The organism is Bacillus sp. bc15, from assembly GCF_900142585.1.
Classification (GTDB): Bacteria; Bacillota; Bacilli; order Bacillales; family Bacillaceae_G; genus Bacillus_A; species Bacillus_A cereus.
The window spans coordinates 321,618-345,024 of the sequence record NZ_FRBJ01000001.1 but is presented as its reverse complement, the minus strand read 5'-3'; the positions used below and the strand labels follow the sequence as shown (position 1 = coordinate 345,024).

Genomic DNA, 23,407 nt, shown 5'->3' with positions numbered 1-23,407 from the left:
AATCGGCTTTTATACATACTCATTTTCTTTTCTCATGCTTTCGCTTCCCTCATTCAGACTATTATACTCACTTCAAAGTCATAATTACCTGTCTTTCAACAAACCCAAACTCTTCGTACATCTCTTTTGCAAAGTTCCCAGTAAATACATTCAACCTAATTTCTGAATACTTCTCCTTCAATTCCTTAATACCAGCTTCCATCAGTTCTCTCGATAATCCTTTCCCGCGATATTCTGGGAAAACGTACAATTCATATATAAATCCAAGTTTTTCACAAGAAAAATAGTCTGTATTTTCCCCTATTAATATCCATCCCATTACTTTATTTTCTTCTTTAATGATTAAATAAAATGCTCCTTTTTCTACAATCGGCTTTGTAATTTCAATCGCTTTCTCGGTACTTAATTGACAATTTCCTCTCGTCCCTTCAAAAAGCGCTTGAGCTGTATGTTTTAATATTTCATTGGTATCTTCTTGATTTGCCTTAATTATCATTTTTCACAACTCCCCTGGAATAATAGGCATTACTATCCCTTGTTCAAGATTCTCCGCCTCCATAACAATTGCCGTTAATCCTTGTTCTGTACTTGTTTCATGGGGCTCTCCCTTCTCCCAAAACACAGCTTGTCCCGCCTCTACCTTTATCTTTTTTTTATTTGCCCCACATACATATCCTGCTCCGTCCACAATAAGAAGCAGTTGAGATACAACTGCTTCATGATAACCGATGATTCCATTCTCTTGTAAACGCATAGCACCGATATGTACATTTCCTTGATGGTTTACTATTTTCGACATTATGAAATTAGATTGAAATACCGATATGTGCTTTCCTACTTTTTAACTAAAATCAAAAATTTTCATTGCTAGTCCTCCTTATACATATAAAACCATCCTTACTGTCTGCATCATATGTCCTTCAAAGTCTTCTTCAAATTGCTCTAATTCAGCAAAACCTTTCGCTTCATAAAAGCGTTTTCCTTTTTCATTTGCTGCTTCTACATGTATGTACAATTTACGTATCCCATTTAATTCCTTAATCCCTCTTTGTAATAAAGCACTTCCGATCCCTTTTCCTTGCTGATCTGGTAACAAATAAATCGCACCTAATTCCGCTTCATTTTGTAGTCTAACAGGTGAAAAGTTAGCAAATCCTATTACTTCTCCCTCTTCTTCCGCAACGAATAAATGTGTATTTTTAAGACGATATTTCATTTTTTCATCAGAATATGCCTCGTCTAAAAAACTGTCTTGAATTTCTCTTGGAATAATGCCTTCATATGTATCATGCCAAGCTATTTTTGCTACTGATTGTACAGCGTGAATGTCTTCTTGCTTCATTTCTCTAATTATATATGTCATCTCGATGTCTCCATTCTCTTTAAATTACATTCTGCTAATATACTAGAAGAAACGGCAGAACCATTTTCATAATTCACCTTAATTAATTTTAACTTTTCAATCGAGGCTGTTGTAACATCAAAATTCTCATATATATACTCCATCGCACTTAAAAACTGAGTTGAATTCAAATGATTCGCAATCGTACAATGCGGAACCCATTTTCCCGGTACGTAATATGAATTTGGATTGTCATGAAAATTTTTAAAATAATCATGATAAGAATGATGAAGTTTTAACAATTCATCGGTAACAGTCGGAGCTAGAAAAATCGTACCGTTAGTAGGAAAAGTTCCAACAGAAGGAAAAGTGACTGCAGACATACTTTCTTGAATAGCTACAAATCCCTTTAATTTTTCAATAAACAAATTAACATCTAACTCATTATAATCCGCAATCGTAATATGAGGTTCTACTCCAGCTAATTGATTTGTTCCCATTATATTCGTTAATTCATTTTGCAGTTCTGTAATTTTATTAGTAAATACACGATCAAATTTAGCAATAATAGCGTACAATCTTTCTCACCCCTTCGTTACACATAGTGCTTCCCATTCTTCACGAATCATTCCCATTCGAATAGAATCATAGTATGTTCCGTTATAATAACGACACTTTCGCATTCTACCTTCTAAGCTCATTCCTATTTTCTCCGCTACTTTCATCATTCGTTCATTGCCAGACCAAGTCGTGATTCCTACTCTACCAATCTCCATTTTTTCAAATAGCAAATCTCTATATAATGTCAATGTTTCTGTACCGTATCCACCATTCCAGTATGTTGGGTCATAAATCACAAGCCCCATCTCTAACCAACGCGTCGGTTTATATTCCCAATAAAACCCGACTGTCCCAATGATTTGACCGTTATTTTCTATAATTAAATTTGACAGTGGTTCTTCTTTCAAACGAGTTTGCATCTTCTCTTTATAGGAAGAGTATTCTTGCATTGAGAACGGGAAATATGGCGCATCCCATTTCTTCCATTCTGGGCTTTCTTCTTTAAATATGATATTCCATAATGTTTCTATATCCGATTCTTCTATTGTACGAATTGTAACTTTCTTCCCCTTTAATACAACCTTTTGCATAATTCCCTCCTGCATTCACCTTTATTTCATATATAATTATAATATTTTTTCAGAAAAATCAAAACTAATATCATATATTATATTGTATAATTTTGTTATAAGATACCAATTATTGATTTAGAAAGCTGGTGATTCAATGAATAATCAATTTAGTATTGCTTTATTTCTCACTATTATTACGACAAATATTATTCTATATTTCTTCTTACCATCAAATATTGTTACAAAATGGGACTTCAATGGAACGCCTACATCAACAATGGATAAAAGCACTTTTGTAATCGTAAATATAATTATATGTTTCTTCTTATTCTTTGTATTTTTAGCTTTATCTAAAGCAGTGAGTAACCAGAAATTTCTCCATTGGATCGGCAACACAATGTTATTATTCTTATTTTTTGTCGATATTGTCATTGCCCTCATCGCTCTTGGCTTTTCACTTCCTCTTGATCATTTCATATTTTTAGCATTAGGGCTTTTATTTATATTAATAGGTTATTTCAGTTCCAAAATTGATACGACTAAATCAACCGTTTCATTAGAATGGAATGATAAGCACCTCGAAAAAAGAGCTTCAAATATTAGTAGTATTTCAATGATGATAGCAGGGATTTTTTTAGCGATACTTCCTTTTAGCGTTTCTGCTCCCTATAGAGGTTATGGCATACTAGCAATTCTTTTAGGAATGACGCTTATCATTCTACCGAGTACGATTTATTTACTTATTAAAGACAGCAGGCAGTCCACTAATTTAAAAGGTTAATTGAAGTACGAAGGCGCAAAATAGGCAATAAAAAATAGGAGGTTACATCCCTCCTATTTCAGCTCAAGCAAAATGCCTTTCTCTATCCACCCCTCTACACCATCTTTTTTAATTAAATCATATCCTGAACAACTACCATCAATGAGAGAAACGATATCTCCTTTTCTAACGCTTATTTGCGCACAAGAAATATCAGTTTTCACTGTATATTTACCTGACTCAAGTTGTTTCATGTATTCATTTTTTACAGTGAGTAATTTATTTGTTTCCTTTTGCTTACATACTGTATAATCTTGCATCTTCTCGATAGGCTCTATGTAATAATACGGATATGTCACTCCGCCCTGCATTTCTGAATTCGCATTAAAATCCGCTATTACTTCGTACCCTGGAAAATAGTCTACATATGTATAAGAAAACGTATCGCCCGTTTGTTTCCTCTGAATAATAAATGCATTTAATTGTCCTGCTTCTTTAATTGCATTTCCTCCATCTATTGCAATAATTTTTTTCTCCTCATCAATAACTGGATTGTTAGACGGTGCTTCTTCAGAATAGTTCACGACAGGCCAATGACCAACTATTACATACTTATTTGCTTTATGTGATTTATTAAAAAACTCTGGCATTGCTATCGCATTTTTGCGCTCTGTTTCTTTCCAATCTACTCTATCTTCTAGCCCGGCATGCACAAAAATATAATCTTCTGTTTCAATCGCTGTTGGCAACTCCGTTAGCCAATATAGTTCTTGTGAAAATTCACTTAGCAAGGCTTCTCTCACTTCACGAATTGAAGTGCCTTCATGAACTGAAAAATCCAATTGCTCTAGCCATTCATTAAAAATTGAATGCTTTCTCGTACATAAATAATTAATAAGACGAGGATTTTCATTTAGAAGAGCATCAACTAAAACTTCACAATTTCCTTCAACAACGTGAACATTTGAATTGTTCTTTACAAGATTCATAACGTAGTTTACTACACCTACGCTATCTCGTCCTTTCTCGCAAAGATCTCCATTAATAATTAAATAATCTTCATCTTTAAAGTTAACTTTATATAGTGCTTCTTTTAAAAGATTTAATTCTCCATGAATATCAGATATGACGATAACTCTAGCATCATTAGGGATTGATAGTTTCTTTATTTTCTTCAAGTATAAGCGCTCCAATCATTCTCTTTATTAAATTAAAACAATTCGACAAAATACACTATATAACCTTTTCAAATACATATACCATAACTTACAACCTATTTACCGTTCAATAATAACTTAATAAATAAGAAGAGGCTGTTCCCAACTTTTGCGGGACAGCTTCTTCTTATTATTTATAATTCTTTATGAAAAGAATAACTCACCTTATCATACCCTTCTCTTTCATAAAAACGATGAGCATCAATTCTTGCAAATGCTGATGTGAGGACGATAGATTCACATCCGTTTTCCTTTCCCCAGTTCTCTATATACGAAAGTAATACATTTCCATGTCCTTTTGAACGATGTGTGTCTGCTGTTACAAGGTCATATACGAAAACGTGCTTCTTATTATAAAAATTCGTACAAATCGCTACACCTGCAAGGCTAACAACTTCATCCTCCTCATTACGCAGTGAAAATAATTTATAATTTTCTTCTTTCATATTTCGAAATAAAGAGCTTGTTTCCTCTTTTGAAAGTTTCGTTCTTAATTGCTGTAAAACAGGTAATACTTCATGTAATTGCTCTTCTGTTACTACTTCTTTAACATTCATTTTTAACTCTCCTCTAACTATTTATTTAATTTTCTAAATGTTATATCATTATTATAGAAAGTAACTGCCCTTTACTTAAGTGACAGTTTAATTATTTTTTATAAGGCCAGTTTTAAAGGAGAGTTTTATATGGATTTTACTATCCCATTGCAATTACAAAGTAACACACCTATTTACTTGCAAATTTACGACTATATAAAAGCTGAAATTATACAAGGGAGTATTTCTGTTGGCACACGTCTACCCTCACACAGAAATTTAGCATCACAACTTAATATTAGCCGCATCACTGTTGAATCAGCTTATCAACAATTATTAGCTGAAGGTTATGTAGAAAGTAAACCGAAACGTGGTATTTTTGTAGCAAATTTCGATATTGACGTTATCCCAAATAAAAAACGAAATGCAGCAATGAAGACGAGCAATTTAATAGACGAAAAATTCGAATATGATTGTAGCCAAGGGCTTATTGATCAAAATACATTTCCGATTACAAATTGGAAACGAGCATTACAAGAATCCATTCTTAAATACGAAAATGCACTATTTGCCAAAGAAGACCCTCAAGGTGAATTCGCTCTTCGAGAGCATATATCAACATATTTATATCATTCTCGCGGTGTACATTCTTCACCTGATCAAATTGTGATCGGTGCCGGAACGCAGCCACTTCTCTGGCTACTACTTCAACTGCTTGGCCCTACAAAAGAATACGGCATTGAAAACCCTGGATTTCACCGTATACACGCAATCATTAAAAGCTGTGATAGACAAATTCATCCCATACCATTGGATGAAAAAGGTATTGATATTTCTAGCTTATATAACACAAATGCCAATGTCGCATACGTTACACCATCACACCAATTTCCACTCGGGATTATTATGCCTTTATCTAGAAGAACAGAATTGTTAAAGTGGGCTAATGATTGCAGCGGATACATTATTGAAGATGACTATGACGGTGAGTTTCGCTACGCTGGTAAGCCGATTCCTTCTTTGCAAAGTCTTGATTCAAATGAACGCGTTATTTATATGGGGACTTTCTCAAAATCTTTTTTACCTTCTTTACGAATGGGATATGTTGTTTTACCACCACATCTTTTAAAAACATATCAAGAACTGCATGGAATTTTCAAACAAACAGTCGCTACAATACAACAACTTGCTTTTGCTAACTTTATACAAAGCGGGAATTGGGAACGTCATCTTAACCGGAGTCGTACACTATATAAAAGAAAACATCATGCGTTAGTAAAATCCATTATGAAAGAAATGGGGGCTAATGTTCAAATTCTTGGCGAACAGTCCGGACTTCATATTGTTTTATGTGTCCATAACAGTATGAATGAAAACGAACTGATTGAATCCGCTAAAAAACAAAGCGTTAAATTATACCCGGTTTCTCCATATGATTTCGTGAATGATTTACGTAAGGAATCATACGTATTACTCGGTTTTGGTAGCATTCCAGAAAATAAAATTGAAACGTTGGCTATATTATTGAAAAACGCTTGGTTCCCTAGTTGCAAGGAAACTTGTTAACAGTGGGTTTAACTTGTAACATACTAACAATTCAACAAAATAAAAAAGAAGGCTGTTCCAAAATAACTTTTTGGACAGCCTTCTGCTAGTTATTCACCTGACCTAGCTTTCCTTCCCGGACGTTTCACACCAGTCGTTTCTGTTGAATAAGAAGCTTCAATTATAGCGGTTGGATCTACAGAGAGAACGAGATCTTTCATTTTCGGATAAATGAATCGGTTTGTAATGCAATAAATGATTCTCTTATGCTCCCCTAAAAAACCACCTTCTCCATGTAGATACGTAACAGATAGTTGCAATTCTTTCATAAGTAAATCGCCTATTTCTTTATTCTTACCAGAAATAATCATAACGCTCTTACCTTGATTTATACCATCTAATATAAAATCAATCATTTTCGTAACAATATAGAAAATGGCTAATGAGAACATCGCTTGTTCGATTGAAAATAAAATGGCAACAAAGATGAAAATAACTGCATTTACTGCAAGTAAAAAAGTACTAATCGGTACATTAAAGTGTTTATTCATCCAAACTGCTAACATTTCCGAACCGTCAATTGCTCCACCCATTTTAACAACAATCCCAACACCAATTCCGAACAGCACTCCACCATAAAGTACAATTAATAACTCAGAAGTCGTAATTGCTGGAAATGGTTTTAAATAAATTAATCCGAGTGTTGTAACTACATTCGCATAAGATGTACGGATAAAAAATTTCTTTCCCATTACTTTTGCAGTAAACAATAAAATTGGGATATTAATTCCTAAGAACACACCATAAAGCGGCAATTCTGCGACTTTATTTGCCATAATAGCAATAGCCGTTACCCCGCCATCTACTAATCCATTAGGTGCTAAAATAAGCTCTAATGAACCTGCTACTATAATTGAGCCAATTGTTAATAATACGTATTCAAATACTTTCTTCATTCATTACCCCCAAAACTTATATATTTTCTTAGTATTATTTTAACGTAATTTTAATACTAATTCAAAGGTATCGATTTATATACAAAAAAGTTTCACCTTTATCGCTATTTTTATGTAACACGTAATACTAGAAACACACTTACAAATTAAAAGTAAGTGTGTTTCTAACATCTATTTAATCTTTACGTACGGCTTCATTTTTAATTCAAATATTTCCTCAACTGCCCTTTGATATCCACCAGCATTTCTAAGCGAATCTCCCACTTTACGACTATTTCTCTTAAACGTCACATCATTCATTACTTTCTTTACAGTCTCACGTAACAATTCAGAAGTTAACTCGTTACGATTAAGTGTTATGCCTGCCCCTACTTCAGTCAATCGTTTTGCAACGAATGGCTGATCTCCTGTTACCGGAATTACAACTAATGGGACACCGTAATATAACGCTTCACTCGAACTATTCATACCACCATGTGTCACGAATACATCAGCATGCTGTAAAACTTCTAATTGCGGGACATAATTATACAACTTAAAGTTTTTCGGGATATTTTCAAATTGACTTATATTTATCTTCTTACCAACGACTAATACGACTGTCGCATCTACATCTTTAAACGCTTCAAAACACTTTTCATACAAAGCAGGTTGTTCATTAAAAACTGTTCCCATAGAAATGAAAATCACTTTTTCATTTTTTAAATCTTCGGTAGGAAAACTCCCCACTTCTTTTCGAGTAGCAATTGATGGACCTACAAATTTATACGATTCATCAAATAAATCTGAACGCGGCTGATATTCTTTTGAAGTATATACAATCGTAATATCACCAGGATGGTTCATAATATCATACATACTATTACATTTCATTCCATACTGCTTATTCCATCTTTCCATTCCCGCTAAACAAGATTGATATAATGGATTCATTTCGTCTACTTGTCTCGATTCTTGCCCATCATGAAAATTAATGTACTGATTAACAGCAAACGTTGTACAAGATGAAACGCTTGGTAATTGTAAAATATTCGCTATAATACGTCCTACTGGAAAATGATTATCATATATTAAATAATCATATTTTTCCTCTTTTGTTTCTTCTACAATTTGAGTAACAATACGCTCTGATGCTTCAATCATATGAGATAGCATCGTCAAAGGGCTCCCACCTTCATTTACTCGTTCCATAATATTAATTTGAGAGAGAAAATTCTCAAACACTCGGAATTCTGCACCTGTTGCTTCAATCTTCTTTCTATAATCTTCAATACAATACGAAACAACTGTTTCTCCTCGTTGGATTAACTCACTTACAATAGCTAAAGTCGGATTAATATGACCTTCCCCAGGGAAATTTATTACGAGTACATTTGCCATAATATTCTCTCCTATCCAGTCAATCTTATAAAGTTAACAATTAATTATATTAATTAATTTAAGTCTATTATAAATGAATGCATTCTACTTCTTCATGCTTTTCTCTTCATTTTATTATTGAGAAATATTTTCTATAGTCTACATTATTTTGATTCACAATCTTATAAATGAATGCTTAATTTTACTTTTACTCTTCATAGATTTAAAGATATGAGTCTTACTACTATAATTTTTAGACAATTCACACAAAAATGTAGAAATATAATGTTTTTAATGAATTTTCGCTATAAATGTAACTATGCTTTCAATCTTTTTATCTTTATCCTCATAACACATCATCTGTTATATAATGAATTTATAGAATTTACAGAAAAGGGAGTCTTTTCATGCTACAACAACTATTCAATTCAACTATTCTATCCGTTCAGGCCTTGCACCCAGGTTATGAAGATCATGCAAGTGATGTTTTTCTCGTTCAAACAGAAGATACAGAAGTTATCGTTCGTACTTCTAAAATGAATGAAGAACCAAATAATGATTTTTGGTGGGGATGTAAAAATCTATTTGGAATTGATCCAAGGAACGTCCATCATTTAGAAACTGTACATACATTGCTGCAAGAACATACGAATCTTCCTATCCCAACAATATTAGAAAAACATGTTTTAAATGGCCGTGAATTTGTGGTGGTCGAAAAGTTAGTAGGTAACACAGTTCAATCTTTTATCGAGCAACCAGATTCTATTTTATTTAGCCTAGGAAAAGGACTTGCAGAAATACATAAGTTTAAAGCCGATTTTATAGGAAATCCGTCAGGCACGTTCCAAGTTCCACTAGATGAATTCCAATCACATATTTTAAACGTGAGTAAAGAGCTTGTGAATATGTTTTATTCCGATGATGAAAGCATACAAAATGCTTTTCCTACCTTTGAATCACAGCTTTCTTCCCTGTCCCTACCAAAAGAAGCTACACTCGTCTTACTTGATATGGACCCTACCCAATTTTTATATGACGGTACAACTATTACGGGTTTAGTAGATACTGAAGCTTACGCGGTTGCCCCGCGAGAGTTTGATTTTATCGGACTAGAATATGTACTTACCGAAAAAGAAGCACATGCCTTTAAAAGTGGTTACGAAACAATTATGCCTATTCCTCATCTTGAAGAATGTAGACGACCATATCGTTATTTATACCGACTGTTATCTGTGCAAGGTAGTGTGGAATTAAAGGAATGGTTAAGTCACCCATCCTATTTTTAAATACAATTGAGAGGGAGTATACAATGGATATTCAGAAAAAGCGTTCTGTAACAGAAAGTGAAATACAGCAAATGAAGGATTTGGCTTATATTTGCGGGCAACAAGACAATCTTGATTACTCTTCAGATTTACATATCAACTTTTTAAAAAATCGAAATGAAGATCATATAAACGATTTTCTTCTTTATAACGGTACTCAATTAATTGGCACTTTAAATATGTATGATTTCGAAAGACCAACAAAGCTTGAACTAATAGGCTTTGTACATCCTCATTTTAGAAAACAACGTTTCGGAACTACCCTTTTACAAACTGCAATGAAAGAAATACAAAATAGAGAGGCAGATGAAGCTCTTCTTATTATCAATGGGGATTCTATTTCTGGGAATGAATTTGTAAAACATATGAAGTTACCGTATTTATATAGTGAATATAGTATGGAGTTCAAAACAAACGAAATTCAAAAAACAACAGAAAGTAATATACAGCTTACTCTTGCAGCTTCAGAATCACTTCTTGACCTTATTGAAATTTCTAGTAAAGCTTTTGGTGATTCAGTAGACAATACGGCTACATGGTTACAAAAAATGATGACTTCACCTTCTCATAAAGTTTACAGTGCCCTTATTAACGAAAAAGCTATTGGAACAATTACAGTTACTGAGCAAGAACAATCTACTACACTATCAGGATTCGCCGTTCATCCTTCTTATCAAGGTAAAGGATATGGAAAAGATATTCTTAGTTATATGGTACATACCCTTATTACAGAAGGAACTTCAACAATTGAATTAGACGTCGAAACGAAAAATAACCATGCTTTAAAACTATATACACAATGTGGTTTTAAAATTAAAACGAAGCATGACTATTATAATTTAATGAATAGCACGGAGAATATTTATGTCTAAAAAACTTATTTATTCTGATTACGATATTTTCGCATCTATTTATAATAAACATTGGGGACATTTTGCCGAACACTCCTATCTAGCTTTTGAAAAACTCGTTTTACAATATGCACAACCACGTTCTCATATTTTAGATCTTTGTTGCGGGACTGGTCATCTTACTAGGAAACTACTTGATAATAATTTTGTAGTAACTGGTATAGATGGTTCTACTCAAATGATTGAATATGCAAGTGAAAATGCGCCAGATGCAACCTTTTTCGTCGATGACGCTCGCTATTTCAATATAAATGAGCAATTCCACTACGTCATCTCTGCCGGTGATAGTTTAAACCATATTATGAATTTAGATGAACTAAAAAGTGTGTTTCACAACGTTTACTCCGTATTACATAACGAGGGTATATTCGCATTTGATATGAATATGGAAAAAGGATTTCTTGAAAACTGGATTGCTTCGTTTCATATTTCAGAGAAAGAATATGTTTGTACGATTGATTCTACATTTGATAATAAAAACAAAAAAGCAGAAATGAATTTCATATTATTTACACGTGATACAAATGATATTTGGAAAAGAAGTGACTTTTCTTTTAAAGAAACATGTTACACTAAAGACGAAATTACTCATGCATTACAATCTGTAGGTTTTAAAAATATTCAATCGTACGGTACAAATAGAGCATTTTTCACTTGCCAAAAATAAAAAAACTGAATCTAAATGATTCAGTTTTTTCTTAATATATTTACAACTGCAGTTGTTTCGTCATTTTCTTTATAAACACGCGGAATTCTTCTATCTAGCATACATGTAACTTCATAGTTTATTGTACTTAACATATCCGCTATTTCTTCTACTGTGATATTTTCTTCACCTTGTTTACCGTAGAATACTACTTCGTCTCCTACTTGTACTGGCATCGCTTTTGAAACATCCAACATTAACTGATCCATACAAACACGGCCAATTACAGGTACTCGAACCCCGTTAATTAACGCATAGCCTTTATTAGATAATTGACGATTATAACCATCAGCATAACCAATTGGTACAGTCGCAATCCATTCTTCACCAGTTGTTACATACGTATTCCCATAACTTACACCACGATTTTTCTTCGCATGTTTAATATGAGCCACTTTTGATTTTAACGACAACGCAGGCTGTAAAGAAACGACTGAATGATCCACCTCTTTTGATGGATACATACCGTACACTCCTATTCCAACGCGCACCATATTTTGAAATGTGTTACTTAATTCCATTGATCCTGCACTATTTGAACTATGAATATATGGTATTTGAATTCCTAATTCTTTCGCTGTATTAACAGCTTTTTCAAATAAACTTGTTTGCATATTCGTATATGATTTATCGATTTCATCTGCCGTAGAGTAATGCGTAAATATCCCTACTACTTCTATATAATCCATACGGTTTAATTCTTCTAAAAATGGTTTAACTTCTTCTTCTTGTAAACCGATACGACTCATTCCTGTATCAATTTTCAATTGAATTTGTACTTTCTTTTGAAGACGGTTTGCAATTTCATTTATACCATGTAAATCTTCTACTCTATAAACAGTCATCATAACGTCATATTGAATTACATCTTCTACAGCCGCTACTGGTGTGTATCCTAAAATTAAAATCGGCACAGTAATTCCTGCTTCTCTTAATTCTATTGCTTCATCTACAAATGCAACTGCAAGTTGATTTATTCCAGCTTCAATTGCAGCTTTGGCAACTTCAACTGCCCCATGGCCATACCCATTCGCTTTTACAGCAGCCATCATCTTAATTTCTTCATCATTTACATGTTTTTTAAATTCTTTTACATTATGTTTTACAGCATTTAAGTCAATTTCTACAATTGTATCTCTTCCATATTTCAAACTCATTGGTCTAACTCCTAACTCAATAATTGCATTCCATTCTATTTCACGTTTCATATGACCTTTTACAATATAATACTTTTCATTATGCTAGTCAAACTACTAGAATTTTCGGAATTTTGAGTATGATATAATATCCTCAAGAAACTATTATATACGGAGACGAGGAGAATTACAATGTTTGTTCAATCTGCATTACATCAACTAAAAGTTGCTATTGATACTTCTATTTATATGCTTAACCAATATAGTGAAAACGATTTAAAAATACAACCGATTCACTCAAAACGATCATTATTTGAAATGTGTACACATCTTTCTCTTATTTGTCATGCTGATTTGCTCATTTTAAATGGTATTCCAGAAAAAGAATTACATACCTTTTATATAGAACATACGCCCGTAACAGTTGCTCAAATGCAACAAACGATGATTGAAGGATACAACCTTCTCTCCAAAACATTTCTTTCCTACTCCCAAATAGAATTAGCAGAAGTTATGACTGCCTATTGGGGTATTTCTTATTCGCGCTTTGAATGGTTACTTGAAATCGTTGCACACTTTTATCATCATCGTGGACAAATTCATCTTTTATTATGTGAGCATATGAAAGATCCTCGCATTTCTTTATTTGAGTGATTTTCCACTTATTCATTAATTATAAATAGAGAAGCTACAAAACCAATAAAAAGTATCATTCCTAATAAAATAAATGTTTGAGCATACCCTCCTATTTTCATTAGATAAATAGAAATGATAGGTCCTATACTAGTACCTAAAAATAAAATAAAAGTATAAATAGATACTGCTATTCCCCTCGCTTTCCCTCCTAATTGACCTACAAGAGAAACTAAAGACGGAACGGATATAGCAATACCTATTACAAAACAGACACTCATCATTACAAGTAGAGATAGATACGAAACAAAGCCCATTGAACTTAGACTAAAAATAGCGATCAACAATCCTCCCTGAAGAACTTTTCTTACTTCAAACCTCTTCGTTAAACGACCTGCAAGCGGTGACAGCAACATACCAAATAGCCCCGCTAAGCGAAAATAAAGAATTTGTTCTGCAGTTAAATTGTAAGTAGGAGAGCTCAAATAATTCCCTAAAACAGTATACATATTAACAAAAGCCATTAATAAAACAAATGCAATTATATAGCTTGATACTAAGCTTTTATTTGTAAAAACTTTCCCCATCTGTTTAATTGGCCCCAAAATATCAGTATAGGATTGAGACGTCTCTCCTTTCGGAAGAGAATAATAAACCCATATAGCAGTACTTATATAGACAATGCTAAGAAGAAAGAAAACCATATGCCATCCAAAATGCTGACTAACAGCAGTACTTATTACCTGCCCTACAATTCCAGCTACTAAAAAACCAGTACTAACAAATCCTATTGTTGTAACCCTTCTTTCTACTGGGAATATTTCTACAACGTAGGCTAACGCTACTGGAGAAAATGTAGCTGCTGCTATCCCTTGTATACCTCTAAAAATAACAAGCCAAAATAAACTATCTACAAACCCTAAGCAAAAAGAAACAATCGACAGTGCAAGCAATCCAATAAAAATCACTTTTTTTCGTCCATATTTATCAGAAATTGCCCCAAATAACAAACACCCGATAGCAAAGCCAACAGAAAATATACTTCCTGTAGCTGCCGATTGTGCTAATGACGTATTAAAAATGTTTGAAAATAGAGAGATTAAAGGTATTGTTACATATAGGCTAGACATAACTACCATACCCGACCAACATAATACTGCTGTCATTATTGTATAATTCTTTTCACTATTTACTTCCTTTCCTATTTCCATCATAAACTCTCTCCCTTATTACGATTTGTTTTTATTAGTTTAAACTCTCTAAATTACTAAAATAGCATTCCTTTAACTCTTATTTATTTTAATTACATAGCAAAAATTATCACCGTTCATAAAGTTAGTTAAGCATATAATAAGGTAAGCTAATTATATGTCCAAATAAATAAGTTGATCTTCATAATCAACTTATTTACCTACCTTCTCCTAATTTCACCTGCATAGTTGTTTGCATTTTATTTAATAGCTTTTCTAAAACTTGACGCTCTTCTTGATTAAAGCCATCAACTAACGAAGCGCAAGATAACCAAAAAGTTGGTAAAGAATGTGTAACTAGTTCTTTTCCTTTCGGAGTAATTTTCACCTTTAATCTTCTTCGATCTTCAGAATGGTGGAATCTTACGATTAACTCTCGTTTCTCCATCCAATCTAATAAGCCAGTGACAGAAGCACGTGTAATCCCTAATCGACTCGCAATATCCGAAGGACTCATGTTCACCTCTTCCCCATTCGCTTCCATTTCACGCAAAATAAACAATAGTAAAAAATCTAATTTACTCTCTGAAATACCAAGCGGAGCTAAATCTACGTCAACCGCATCAAGAACATTATCAGACGTCCATAACATTAACAAACCAAGTTTTGCTGCGATTGGATCCGTTTCCGCTGATGCTGTCTTTTTGATTAACTCTGCGTACGGCTCAATCCCTAAAGGAAGAGAATCTTTTCTTGAATCCATTCATCTTCACTCTCCTTTCTCATTAAATAATTAGCTTACCTAATTACTTTCTCATTATACTCATATTTTTCCTTTTATTGCAAGCACATTGTTGAACAAAAAAATCCTATTATTAAAACAGGATTTTTCACACTGACTAGCTATCAGTTTTAAATAATGTGCAACTTCTTTAAGGCATAAGAAATTCCGCCTTCACTCGCCTTCGTTGTAACGAAATCAGCCCTTCTCTTCAACTCCTCTCCACCATTTCCCATCGCAACTCCTAATCCTACATACTGCAACATCTCAATATCATTTCCACCATCACCAAAAGCAATGGCTTCTGATTTACTAATATTTAAATGTTCCAATACTTTTTGAATTGCAGTTAGCTTCGATACTTTACTATCTTCCAATACATTCATAACGTAACCATGAAAACGGTCAAACGTAAGTGCTGGATATCTTTCAATGAATTTTTGAGCTTCTGCTTCATCAGCATACAGACATATGCAATACATCTCATCTGACAAGTTTTTAACTTTGTCAGGATACCGCTCTAAATTTAAAGTTTCATTTAACGCTCGTATGACACGTTCATCTTTGGAGGCAATATCATTCATTGCAAATTCTTCTGTAAAGTAAGAAACACTGTGACCATGTAATTCAGCAAAATTTGAAATATCATGAACGATTTCGCTTGAAAGTACTGATTTATGTATAACTTTTTCCCCCAATTTTATATGTGCACCATTTGCAGAAATATACGTTTTTATGCCTAGCCCCTTAAATTGTGAGCATAAACTATATGGTCTCCCTGTTGTAACAACTACGTGAATCCCCTTATCTATTAATCTTTGTACCGCTTCTTTTGTACTTTCGTGCATACTTCTATCAATCTCGCTTAAAAGCGTACCATCAACATCAAAAAATGCAACTTTGTACATAAGTCTTTACATCCCGTCCAAATGATTCGTATCATTAATGAAATGCACCGTTTTTTGTTCACCCTCAATTTCAATTAAACTTATTCCCGTATCTCCCATTTTGAAATAGTAGTCCATTGAAATTGGCATATTGAAAAATGCACGTAATAGACTATTAATTACGCCTCCATGGGCAACAATCGCAATTCGATCATATGTATTCTCTGTCACAATTTTAGAAAAAATCCCTTCTATTCTCATTCGAAACTCAATAAATGACTCTCCGTTTTCAAAACGGTCATGAAGAAATTTTGGCTCTGGATATTTCTTTGCTTCTTCAAATGATAAGCCAGCTTGTATTCCATTATTAAACTCCATTAATTCCTCTTCTAATTGAATTGGACAACCAATTGCTTCTGCTAATGTTTCACCCGTTTCGCGAGCGCGTTTTAATGTGCTTGCCCAAATGAAATCTGGTGCAAAATCTTTTTTCACTTTCTGTACAAGTCTTTGTACTTGTCGTCTCCCTTTGTCAGTCAACTCAAAATCAGCTCGTCCTTCATGCACATGTAAAATATCAGCTTCTGATTCTCCGTGGCGTATTAGTAGTATTTGCATGTTTCTCTCTCCCCCTTTATTTAACATTCACAAAATTCTATTATATCACATTTTAAGATTTCAAAATAAAAAGGAACGGTCTCCCGTCCCTCATCCATTCACTTTTTCCGCATCATTCCAATAATATTTACTAAACGCTTCTGTTAACACATCAATTGTGTTATATAATTCATCTAACGTATTATCAACACCACCAACTTCAATTAACATCGCATTTTTCGATAGATCTTGGTTATAAACGCCATTTCCATCTTTTTTATACTTCGGAAAAATCCCTCTACTTAATCCGTAATAGTTTTCATCTAAATAACTATTGATCGCTCTTGCAATTTTTTCATTTTCAGCACGGCCTTCATTTTCCATCCCAATAATAAAATATAATCTTGCATACGATTTTCCATTAATTACTTTTGTTGTTACTTTCTTACGCTGATCATCACGATGTATATCAATCGGAAACGCAATTTTATTATTTTGTGCTAATGCTCCTTTTACATATTCATGAGATGCTTTATATGACTGATACCATACCCACTTTTTACTCGCTAATAAATCACCCATATTCGTTTTATCGTGAATTACTGGAATTCCTTGCCCCTCAAGTTGTTCCTTCATACGTTTTCCTAGTAAGGACACATTTACATCTGGGCTAGATGGATCAGTTGCCCCTGGTAATAATGGAAAGAAGGATTCCCAGCTATGTGTATGATAAATATATACTGCACTTTCACCTTTTTTCGCTCCGTTCTTTTTCTGAACCGGATTATTCTTTTCCGCTTCTGTAACTTTATCTTTTGCTACTTCCCGTTCTTTCGTTACTTCTTCAATCGGTACACTAGATTCATTTGGGATATTCGTCAAGTTTGTCCCTTCCCCAGCTACGATAATATTAGAATAATACTTTGACATACCAGGTACTTCTTTACCGACGAATGTTCTTAAATCTTTAATTTTCAAATCTGTCGCAATAGAGAACATTAAATTCCCAACTGACTCTCTTTTATTCTGCTTAAAATAATCAAATCCGTAATAGTGATTCTCACTTTCTATCATTTGAACAAAACCTTGCATCGATACTTTTCCAAACCATTGATTTGCATAATTCGATTTCATTGTATGTAAAAGTGACGTCAAAATCGACGCTATTATAATTACTATTAGCGCATATAAAAGGAGTAACGAAATTAATTTCTTCCCATGTATTCGAGTTGCATACTTTTTCACTGCATCACCTTCTTTATACATGGATATGTACAAGCTTTTCGGAATATACGCACAAAAAAAGAGAAATGGTATCCCATTTCTCTTCCTCACTTTTATTGTTCTTTTCCTGTATCATTTGAAGGTAGTTTCTTCGCTTGTTTTTCTTTAAATATTTCTCCAATTGCCCCAAGAGTACCAAGTGTTTCAATTGCATTAGACGGAATAAAGACTTTATTTGCTGGTCCTTTTGCAACTTCAGCTAATGATTCGAATGATTTGTAAGCAAGTATGCGCTCATCCAAATTCGCTTCACGAAGCAATTCAATACGGTTTTGTTCTGCTTTTGCGATTTCTTCAATTGCTCGCGCTTCCCCTTGTGCCTCTAATTCTTTTGCTTCTCTTATACCTTCAGCTTCGCGAATACGCGCTTCTTTATCCCCTTCAGCCATCAAGATTTTACTTTGCTTTTCCCCTTCAGCACGAAGAACTTTATCTTGTTTTGCTGCTTCAGCTTCTAAAATAATTGCACGTTTATTACGCTCAGCCTTCATTTGTTTTTCCATTGATGCTTGCACATCTTTTGGCGGGTTAATATCAACAACTTCGACACGTTCAATACGTACGCCCCATTTTTCTGTTGCTTCATCAAGCGCTAAGCGGATTTCTGTTGAAATTTTTTCACGACCAGATAACGTTTCATCCAGTTCCATTTTACCGATAATTTGACGCATCGTTGCTGAAGTAATATTACGAACACCATATTCATAGTTTGAAATACCATATGTCGCAAGTTCTGGTTCAACAATTTGATAGAAAATAATTGTATCTATTTCTACTTGAACATTATCTTTCGTAATTACTTTTTGCGGTGGTACATTCGTTTGTTGAATACGTAAGTCGTGATATACACGAACACGATCTACAATTGGGATTAAAATATTTAATCCTGGGTGCATGATACGTTGAAACTTACCAAATCTTTCAACAACCCCAACTTTTTGCTGAGGAATAATTTTAATTGTTAATGCGATAAATGTAACTACAATTAGTGCGAATATAATCGTTAACGTTAATGCTACCATATTTATTCACTCTCCTTTTTTACTTGTAATATAGTACTATGCCTCTTTATAACAACGACTTTTTCTCCAGCATCAATTGAAGAATCTGCAATAGCTGTCCAAGTATCTCCATCCACCTTCACAATACCATTCGCTTCATTTGTAATCGCTTGCATAACAATCCCTTTTTTACCAACAAGCATATCTACTGTATCCGTAAAACCTTTTGCTTCTCGAAAGTTTTTTGAAATTCTTTTCGTAAAGAATGTCAAAGTTAAACTTATAATTGCGCCAACAGTAACTTGTAACAGTAGTGCATCAGGAGCAAACAAAGCAATAAGACCTCCGACAACAGCTCCAATTCCAAGCCAAAGCATGTAAAATGTAATCGACAACATTTCTGCAATAAATAAAATACCAGCTATTATAAACCAAATTACCCAAGCAGCCATATGCAACCCTCACTTTCTTTCTCATTTTCTATATGTATATGAAGAAAAGAATGGTTTATCCGCCCTTTCTTACACTTGGGCGTTTGCTACAAGCTATTGTACATACTCACTGTTACAATGAATTATCAATATAACACTATATCAGTATATTCTTCATTATACATGAAAATTCCTTTCAAAAAGTGACAAAAAATTAAATTCTTTAAAAATTTCATTTTTTAAATTACAATTATTCTAATTACTAAATACTATTTTTATAGAGGTGTTATTCTTATTGAGAAACCTGTCACTAACCTACTACTTAGGTTCCAAAACATGCATTACTCTCGCTGACATCGTATATGTAATGATTATTACAACTCATATTTATATAGCAACTAAATCAGCTACTATTACTGCTCTTTTTCCATTATTACAAGTTATCACAAATCTAATTGCTAACATCTCTGCACCACTAATAATAAATCGTTTTCCGTCTTATACGTTGTTATATACGCTACAATGGCTAAAAACAGTCTTTTTACTATTATTAATGATTTTGTTTCCGGTCTTATCCACAAACATTATAGCTCTATTAACTTTTATTTTTTTCATTTCATTATGTAGTGGATGGAGCGCTCCATTACTATACAGCATTCTTCCGCGCCTTACACCGAAAGAAAAATTAGTAAAAGTAAATAGTATCTTTTCCTTTTCAACACAAATTGCGCAAGCCGCCGCTTATTCATTTACGAGTGTTATCGTTCTTCTCATTGGCGCTACATCTACACTCATGATTAATAACATGTTAATGATTTTTGGATGTATTGCATTACACTTTTCATTACGTACCATACATACTGAACGAATAGCAGATCCTCCCTCTTCAAAAAGTACTGCTTTATCGGAAGGTTGGAAACTCTTATTTCAAAATCCTTCTCTCCGTACCGTTACATATATGGACTTAATTGAAACTTTCGCCGGGACAATATGGATTGGCGCTATTACGATGGCATATGTTACGACTATTCTTCATAAAGGCGAAGAATGGTGGGGATATATTAATACAAGTTATTATGTTGGCACGTTAATCGGTGGTCTATTAGCATGGAAAATGAGTTCCTATATTCAAAACAATTTAATACGATCTATGTCGATTGGCTCTCTTATATTTAGCATTCTTACATTTTTATATGGTATGACGAGCAGCGGATTTATTGCGCTTTTTCTATGTGTTCTAATGGGACCATGTTATCAAATTAGAGATATTTCCCAAACGACTGTTTTACAATCAAGTGTCGCCCCTGCTTTATTATCAAAAATGTATACAGCACATGGTGTACTTCTTTCAACAGCCTCTGGACTATCTATGCTTAGTGTTGGCATTATTACTGATATGTTCGGTGTTCGTACAATTTATATCATCGCTTCTATTCTTATTTTATGTTCCGCTTGTTTATCTTTTAGTTTATTAAAATATCATAAAACAGAGCAGAACGATATTTCACTTTAATCACTAAAACAAAAAGGACAGGCATTCCCTGTCCTTTTTATTTATTCTATTCATGACAAGTTTGGGATTTTTCTATGTTTTGTCGCCTGTTCAAAAGCGTAAGCTAGCTTAATTAACATCCCTTCACTAAAGGCAGTACTTGCAATCGTAATTCCAAAAGGTCTCCCGCTTTCCATATACCCTGCAGGTATTGCTATAGACGGATAACCCGCTTTCGCACATATAGTAGAAGCTATATAGGAAGGAAACAGTATCGCATCAAGATTATATTTTTCCAATGCAAAATCAATGCCTTGTTCTTGTGAAAAATATATATCTTCTAATCTTGCATTTAAATATTCTGGATTTCGTAACGTATTAGGAAAATCTTTTCTTCCCTCTAACTTAGTTTGTCCATATTTTAAAGCTCTTTCTGCTATGTTTTTATTAAACTCCATTAACTCCGAAATAGAATGTACCGGAATAGTAGAAGGTAATTTAGAAAGATAGTTATCTAAACTATGCTTCAGTTCATAAATCGGCACTCCCCAACTCCATTCTCTATGAAAAGAAGGAATATTAATATTTTCTACTACTGTCGCTCCTTCATTACGTAATACTTGAATCGTTTCCTTAAACAAGATTTCATCATACTCACCATTTTCGTAATAATCTTTTGGTGCATCGTTAAACACACCAATCTTCGCTCCATTTAAGCCATTAACATTAAGATATTTTGTATAATCCTGCTCTGCCCTACCTTCACTTCTATGAGTAGCAACATCTTTCTCATCTACTCCAATTAAACTCCCTAGCAAAATAGCAGCATCTGTTACCGTTCTAGCAAATGGTCCAGCTGTATCTTGCGAATAAGTAAATGGAATAATTCCTCTACGACTAATTAAACCGACAGTCGGTTTAATACCTACTACAGAATTTTGAACAGCGGGGCTCAAAATAGAAGCATCGGTTTCTGTCCCAATAGATACTACTGTAAAGTTAGCGGCAACTGCTATCGCAGATCCTGTACTAGATCCGCCAACAAACATATGGTCCTTGCCCGTTCCGTATGGATTGATTGTTTGACCACCTCTTGCACTATATCCAGCCCACATTTCAAAAGACATTGCATTTGCTAATTCTGTCATATTTGTTTTTCCTATTATTACTGCTCCGGCTTCTCGTAATTTTGTAACGAGAAATGCATCTTCACTGCTTATATTTTGTTCTAGAGCAATCGTACCTGCACTTGTATGCATGGAGTCATTCGTTTCAATATTGTCTTTAAGCAAAACAGGTATACCATGTAATGGACCCCTTATACCTTTTGTCTTTCTTTCATAATCTAACGCTTCTGCAATAAAAATAGTATCTGGATTGATTTCTAAAATAGAATTAATTTCCGGTCCGTCTTGGTCATACTTTGCGATTCTATGAAGATAATACATCACTAATTCCTTTGAAGTTAACTGCCCAGATTCCATTTCGGTTTGTATATCATGAATTGTTAATTCTTTTTTTAATACTGGATTAAACTGAATCTCCATTTATATTCTCCCTTATAGCAACTTTTTTGCGTATAACTCTTACTTTTTCATCTTTTCATCCCAACTATTCCAAACTAATATTCCTTTAAAGAAATTCAATTTATCTATTCAAAAAGCCTTTAATTTCCCGAAAAATAAAAAGAGTCTAAAACGAATGAACTTTCGCTTCAGACTCTTTTATTACTTTACATATATCTCATCTAATAAGTGTAAAAACTCTCCTTGTTTCCCTGCTAATTCAGGGCATTTTGCAATATTAACCCATTCGTAGCTAAACGCTAAACCTTGATCTTTCTCACCAGCACTTACTATATGTTCCCATGTATCTTTTACATCAGTTAGTAAAGTTACATGAAAAAAGTGACGTTTTTCATATTCCTGTTTTTCCTTCACATGTATAATGTAATCTGCTAAAAAACGCTCTATACATAAATGACGTAATCCGGATTCTTCCTGTACTTCACGCAATATAGCCGCTTCTAACGTTTCACCTTCATCAACCGTTCCCCCTGGCACTTGAATACCAGCTTCATGTATATCACGATGTTTAAAAACCAGTAATTGCATAACCCCCTCTTTTTCTCTTGTAATATATGCATGTACTTTTTTCTTATATAACATCGTCATTATACGTCTCT

26 protein-coding genes are annotated in these 23,407 nt (G+C 33.6%); 7 read left to right on the top strand and 19 right to left on the bottom strand.

Annotation, left to right across the window (positions count from 1 at the left end; translation table 11 throughout):
- Positions 1-67: 67 nt before the first annotated feature.
- From BUA87_RS01790 to BUA87_RS01770, 5 genes are read right to left on the bottom strand one after another with little or no spacing between them, the layout of a single operon-like run.
- Complete coding sequence (locus BUA87_RS01790) at positions 68-496, bottom strand: GNAT family N-acetyltransferase (protein WP_000584233.1); 429 nt, start codon at positions 494-496, stop codon at positions 68-70.
- Positions 497-499: 3 nt separating this feature from the next.
- Positions 500-826: a cupin domain-containing protein gene (locus BUA87_RS01785; RefSeq protein WP_234410009.1), complete on the bottom strand. Its 327-nt coding sequence runs from the start codon at positions 824-826 to the stop codon at positions 500-502.
- A gap of 51 nt (positions 827-877) precedes the next feature.
- Positions 878-1,363 carry a GNAT family N-acetyltransferase gene (locus BUA87_RS01780; RefSeq protein ID WP_000221051.1) on the bottom strand — a complete coding sequence of 162 codons (486 nt, stop codon included), beginning with the start codon at positions 1,361-1,363 and terminating at the stop codon, positions 878-880.
- Positions 1,360-1,920 (bottom strand): 2'-5' RNA ligase family protein, encoded by a 561-nt coding sequence (locus BUA87_RS01775; RefSeq protein ID WP_000270856.1) that lies wholly within the window; start codon positions 1,918-1,920, stop codon positions 1,360-1,362. Before BUA87_RS01775 ends, BUA87_RS01780 begins: the two co-directional genes overlap by 4 nt.
- A 6-nt stretch (positions 1,921-1,926) precedes the next feature.
- Complete coding sequence (locus BUA87_RS01770; RefSeq protein WP_001174782.1) at positions 1,927-2,493, bottom strand: GNAT family N-acetyltransferase; 567 nt, start codon at positions 2,491-2,493, stop codon at positions 1,927-1,929.
- A 136-nt stretch (positions 2,494-2,629) separates the two neighbouring features.
- Between BUA87_RS01770 and BUA87_RS01765 the strand changes: the two genes are divergently transcribed.
- Positions 2,630-3,256, top strand: a complete 627-nt coding sequence (locus tag BUA87_RS01765; protein WP_001064609.1) for a DUF1648 domain-containing protein — start codon at positions 2,630-2,632, stop codon at positions 3,254-3,256.
- A gap of 53 nt (positions 3,257-3,309) precedes the next feature.
- Here BUA87_RS01765 and BUA87_RS01760 read toward each other — a convergent pair whose 3' ends face one another.
- Both BUA87_RS01760 and BUA87_RS01755 read right to left on the bottom strand, forming a co-directional pair.
- A complete protein-coding gene (locus tag BUA87_RS01760; RefSeq protein ID WP_000721394.1) occupies positions 3,310-4,413 on the bottom strand; it encodes a metallophosphoesterase in 1,104 nt (367 codons plus the stop codon).
- Between the two features lie 173 nt (positions 4,414-4,586).
- On the bottom strand, positions 4,587-5,009 hold the full coding sequence (locus BUA87_RS01755) for a GNAT family N-acetyltransferase (RefSeq protein ID WP_001101121.1): 423 nt from the start codon (positions 5,007-5,009) through the stop codon (positions 4,587-4,589).
- Between the two features lie 129 nt (positions 5,010-5,138).
- Here BUA87_RS01755 and BUA87_RS01750 point away from each other — a divergent pair, with 129 nt between their 5' ends.
- Positions 5,139-6,554: a MocR-like pyridoxine biosynthesis transcription factor PdxR gene (locus tag BUA87_RS01750; protein ID WP_000348019.1), complete on the top strand. Its 1,416-nt coding sequence runs from the start codon at positions 5,139-5,141 to the stop codon at positions 6,552-6,554.
- Between the two features lie 89 nt (positions 6,555-6,643).
- On the opposite strand, the gene BUA87_RS01745 is transcribed toward BUA87_RS01750, so the two are convergent.
- Positions 6,644-7,489, bottom strand: a complete 846-nt coding sequence (locus BUA87_RS01745) for a YitT family protein (protein WP_000755122.1) — start codon at positions 7,487-7,489, stop codon at positions 6,644-6,646.
- A gap of 171 nt (positions 7,490-7,660) precedes the next feature.
- The gene (locus tag BUA87_RS01740) at positions 7,661-8,869 is read right to left on the bottom strand and encodes a macrolide family glycosyltransferase (protein ID WP_000024463.1); all 1,209 of its coding nucleotides are present in this window, start codon (positions 8,867-8,869) and stop codon (positions 7,661-7,663) included.
- Positions 8,870-9,255: 386 nt separating this feature from the next.
- Between BUA87_RS01740 and BUA87_RS01735 the strand changes: the two genes are divergently transcribed.
- Genes BUA87_RS01735 through BUA87_RS01725 form a run of 3 tightly spaced genes read left to right on the top strand, consistent with a single transcriptional unit; the run spans position 9,256 to position 11,751 of the window.
- On the top strand, positions 9,256-10,134 hold the full coding sequence (locus tag BUA87_RS01735; protein WP_000941378.1) for an aminoglycoside phosphotransferase family protein: 879 nt from the start codon (positions 9,256-9,258) through the stop codon (positions 10,132-10,134).
- Between the two features lie 23 nt (positions 10,135-10,157).
- A complete protein-coding gene (locus BUA87_RS01730) occupies positions 10,158-11,045 on the top strand; it encodes a GNAT family N-acetyltransferase (RefSeq protein ID WP_069355469.1) in 888 nt (295 codons plus the stop codon).
- Positions 11,038-11,751 carry a class I SAM-dependent methyltransferase gene (locus tag BUA87_RS01725; protein ID WP_065228709.1) on the top strand — a complete coding sequence of 238 codons (714 nt, stop codon included), beginning with the start codon at positions 11,038-11,040 and terminating at the stop codon, positions 11,749-11,751. The genes BUA87_RS01730 and BUA87_RS01725 overlap by 8 nt, the downstream gene beginning before the upstream one ends.
- Before the next feature lie 20 nt (positions 11,752-11,771).
- Here BUA87_RS01725 and alr read toward each other — a convergent pair whose 3' ends face one another.
- Positions 11,772-12,947: an alanine racemase gene (gene alr / locus BUA87_RS01720; RefSeq protein ID WP_071714446.1), complete on the bottom strand. Its 1,176-nt coding sequence runs from the start codon at positions 12,945-12,947 to the stop codon at positions 11,772-11,774.
- A 171-nt stretch (positions 12,948-13,118) separates the two neighbouring features.
- On the opposite strand from alr, the gene BUA87_RS01715 reads away from it, so the two are divergent.
- Positions 13,119-13,580 carry a DinB family protein gene (locus tag BUA87_RS01715; protein WP_065228708.1) on the top strand — a complete coding sequence of 154 codons (462 nt, stop codon included), beginning with the start codon at positions 13,119-13,121 and terminating at the stop codon, positions 13,578-13,580.
- A gap of 8 nt (positions 13,581-13,588) precedes the next feature.
- Here BUA87_RS01715 and BUA87_RS01710 read toward each other — a convergent pair whose 3' ends face one another.
- From BUA87_RS01710 to BUA87_RS01680, 7 genes are all read right to left on the bottom strand, one after another.
- Complete coding sequence (locus BUA87_RS01710) at positions 13,589-14,770, bottom strand: MFS transporter (protein ID WP_071714447.1); 1,182 nt, start codon at positions 14,768-14,770, stop codon at positions 13,589-13,591.
- A gap of 196 nt (positions 14,771-14,966) precedes the next feature.
- A complete protein-coding gene (locus BUA87_RS01705) occupies positions 14,967-15,512 on the bottom strand; it encodes a MarR family winged helix-turn-helix transcriptional regulator (RefSeq protein ID WP_000378333.1) in 546 nt (181 codons plus the stop codon).
- 149 nt (positions 15,513-15,661) lie between these two features.
- Entirely contained in the window at positions 15,662-16,438 is a 777-nt protein-coding gene (locus BUA87_RS01700; protein WP_071714389.1) for a Cof-type HAD-IIB family hydrolase, read from the bottom strand.
- A 6-nt stretch (positions 16,439-16,444) separates the two neighbouring features.
- Complete coding sequence (locus tag BUA87_RS01695) at positions 16,445-17,035, bottom strand: histidine phosphatase family protein (protein ID WP_001166442.1); 591 nt, start codon at positions 17,033-17,035, stop codon at positions 16,445-16,447.
- Positions 17,036-17,125: 90 nt separating this feature from the next.
- Positions 17,126-18,331 (bottom strand): stage II sporulation protein P, encoded by a 1,206-nt coding sequence (locus BUA87_RS01690; protein ID WP_307838012.1) that lies wholly within the window; start codon positions 18,329-18,331, stop codon positions 17,126-17,128.
- A 20-nt stretch (positions 18,332-18,351) separates the two neighbouring features.
- The gene (locus BUA87_RS01685; protein ID WP_000226254.1) at positions 18,352-19,320 is read right to left on the bottom strand and encodes an SPFH domain-containing protein; all 969 of its coding nucleotides are present in this window, start codon (positions 19,318-19,320) and stop codon (positions 18,352-18,354) included.
- Positions 19,321-19,322: 2 nt separating this feature from the next.
- Positions 19,323-19,751: an NfeD family protein gene (locus BUA87_RS01680; RefSeq protein WP_000741971.1), complete on the bottom strand. Its 429-nt coding sequence runs from the start codon at positions 19,749-19,751 to the stop codon at positions 19,323-19,325.
- A 274-nt stretch (positions 19,752-20,025) separates the two neighbouring features.
- Here BUA87_RS01680 and BUA87_RS01675 point away from each other — a divergent pair, with 274 nt between their 5' ends.
- On the top strand, positions 20,026-21,243 hold the full coding sequence (locus BUA87_RS01675; protein WP_001245237.1) for an MFS transporter: 1,218 nt from the start codon (positions 20,026-20,028) through the stop codon (positions 21,241-21,243).
- Positions 21,244-21,293: 50 nt separating this feature from the next.
- On the opposite strand, the gene BUA87_RS01670 is transcribed toward BUA87_RS01675, so the two are convergent.
- Together BUA87_RS01670 and BUA87_RS01665 are read right to left on the bottom strand one after the other, a co-directional pair.
- On the bottom strand, positions 21,294-22,769 hold the full coding sequence (locus tag BUA87_RS01670; protein ID WP_071714390.1) for an amidase family protein: 1,476 nt from the start codon (positions 22,767-22,769) through the stop codon (positions 21,294-21,296).
- A 180-nt stretch (positions 22,770-22,949) separates the two neighbouring features.
- The gene (locus BUA87_RS01665) at positions 22,950-23,396 is read right to left on the bottom strand and encodes an NUDIX hydrolase (protein WP_016512975.1); all 447 of its coding nucleotides are present in this window, start codon (positions 23,394-23,396) and stop codon (positions 22,950-22,952) included.
- Positions 23,397-23,407: the final 11 nt, after the last annotated feature.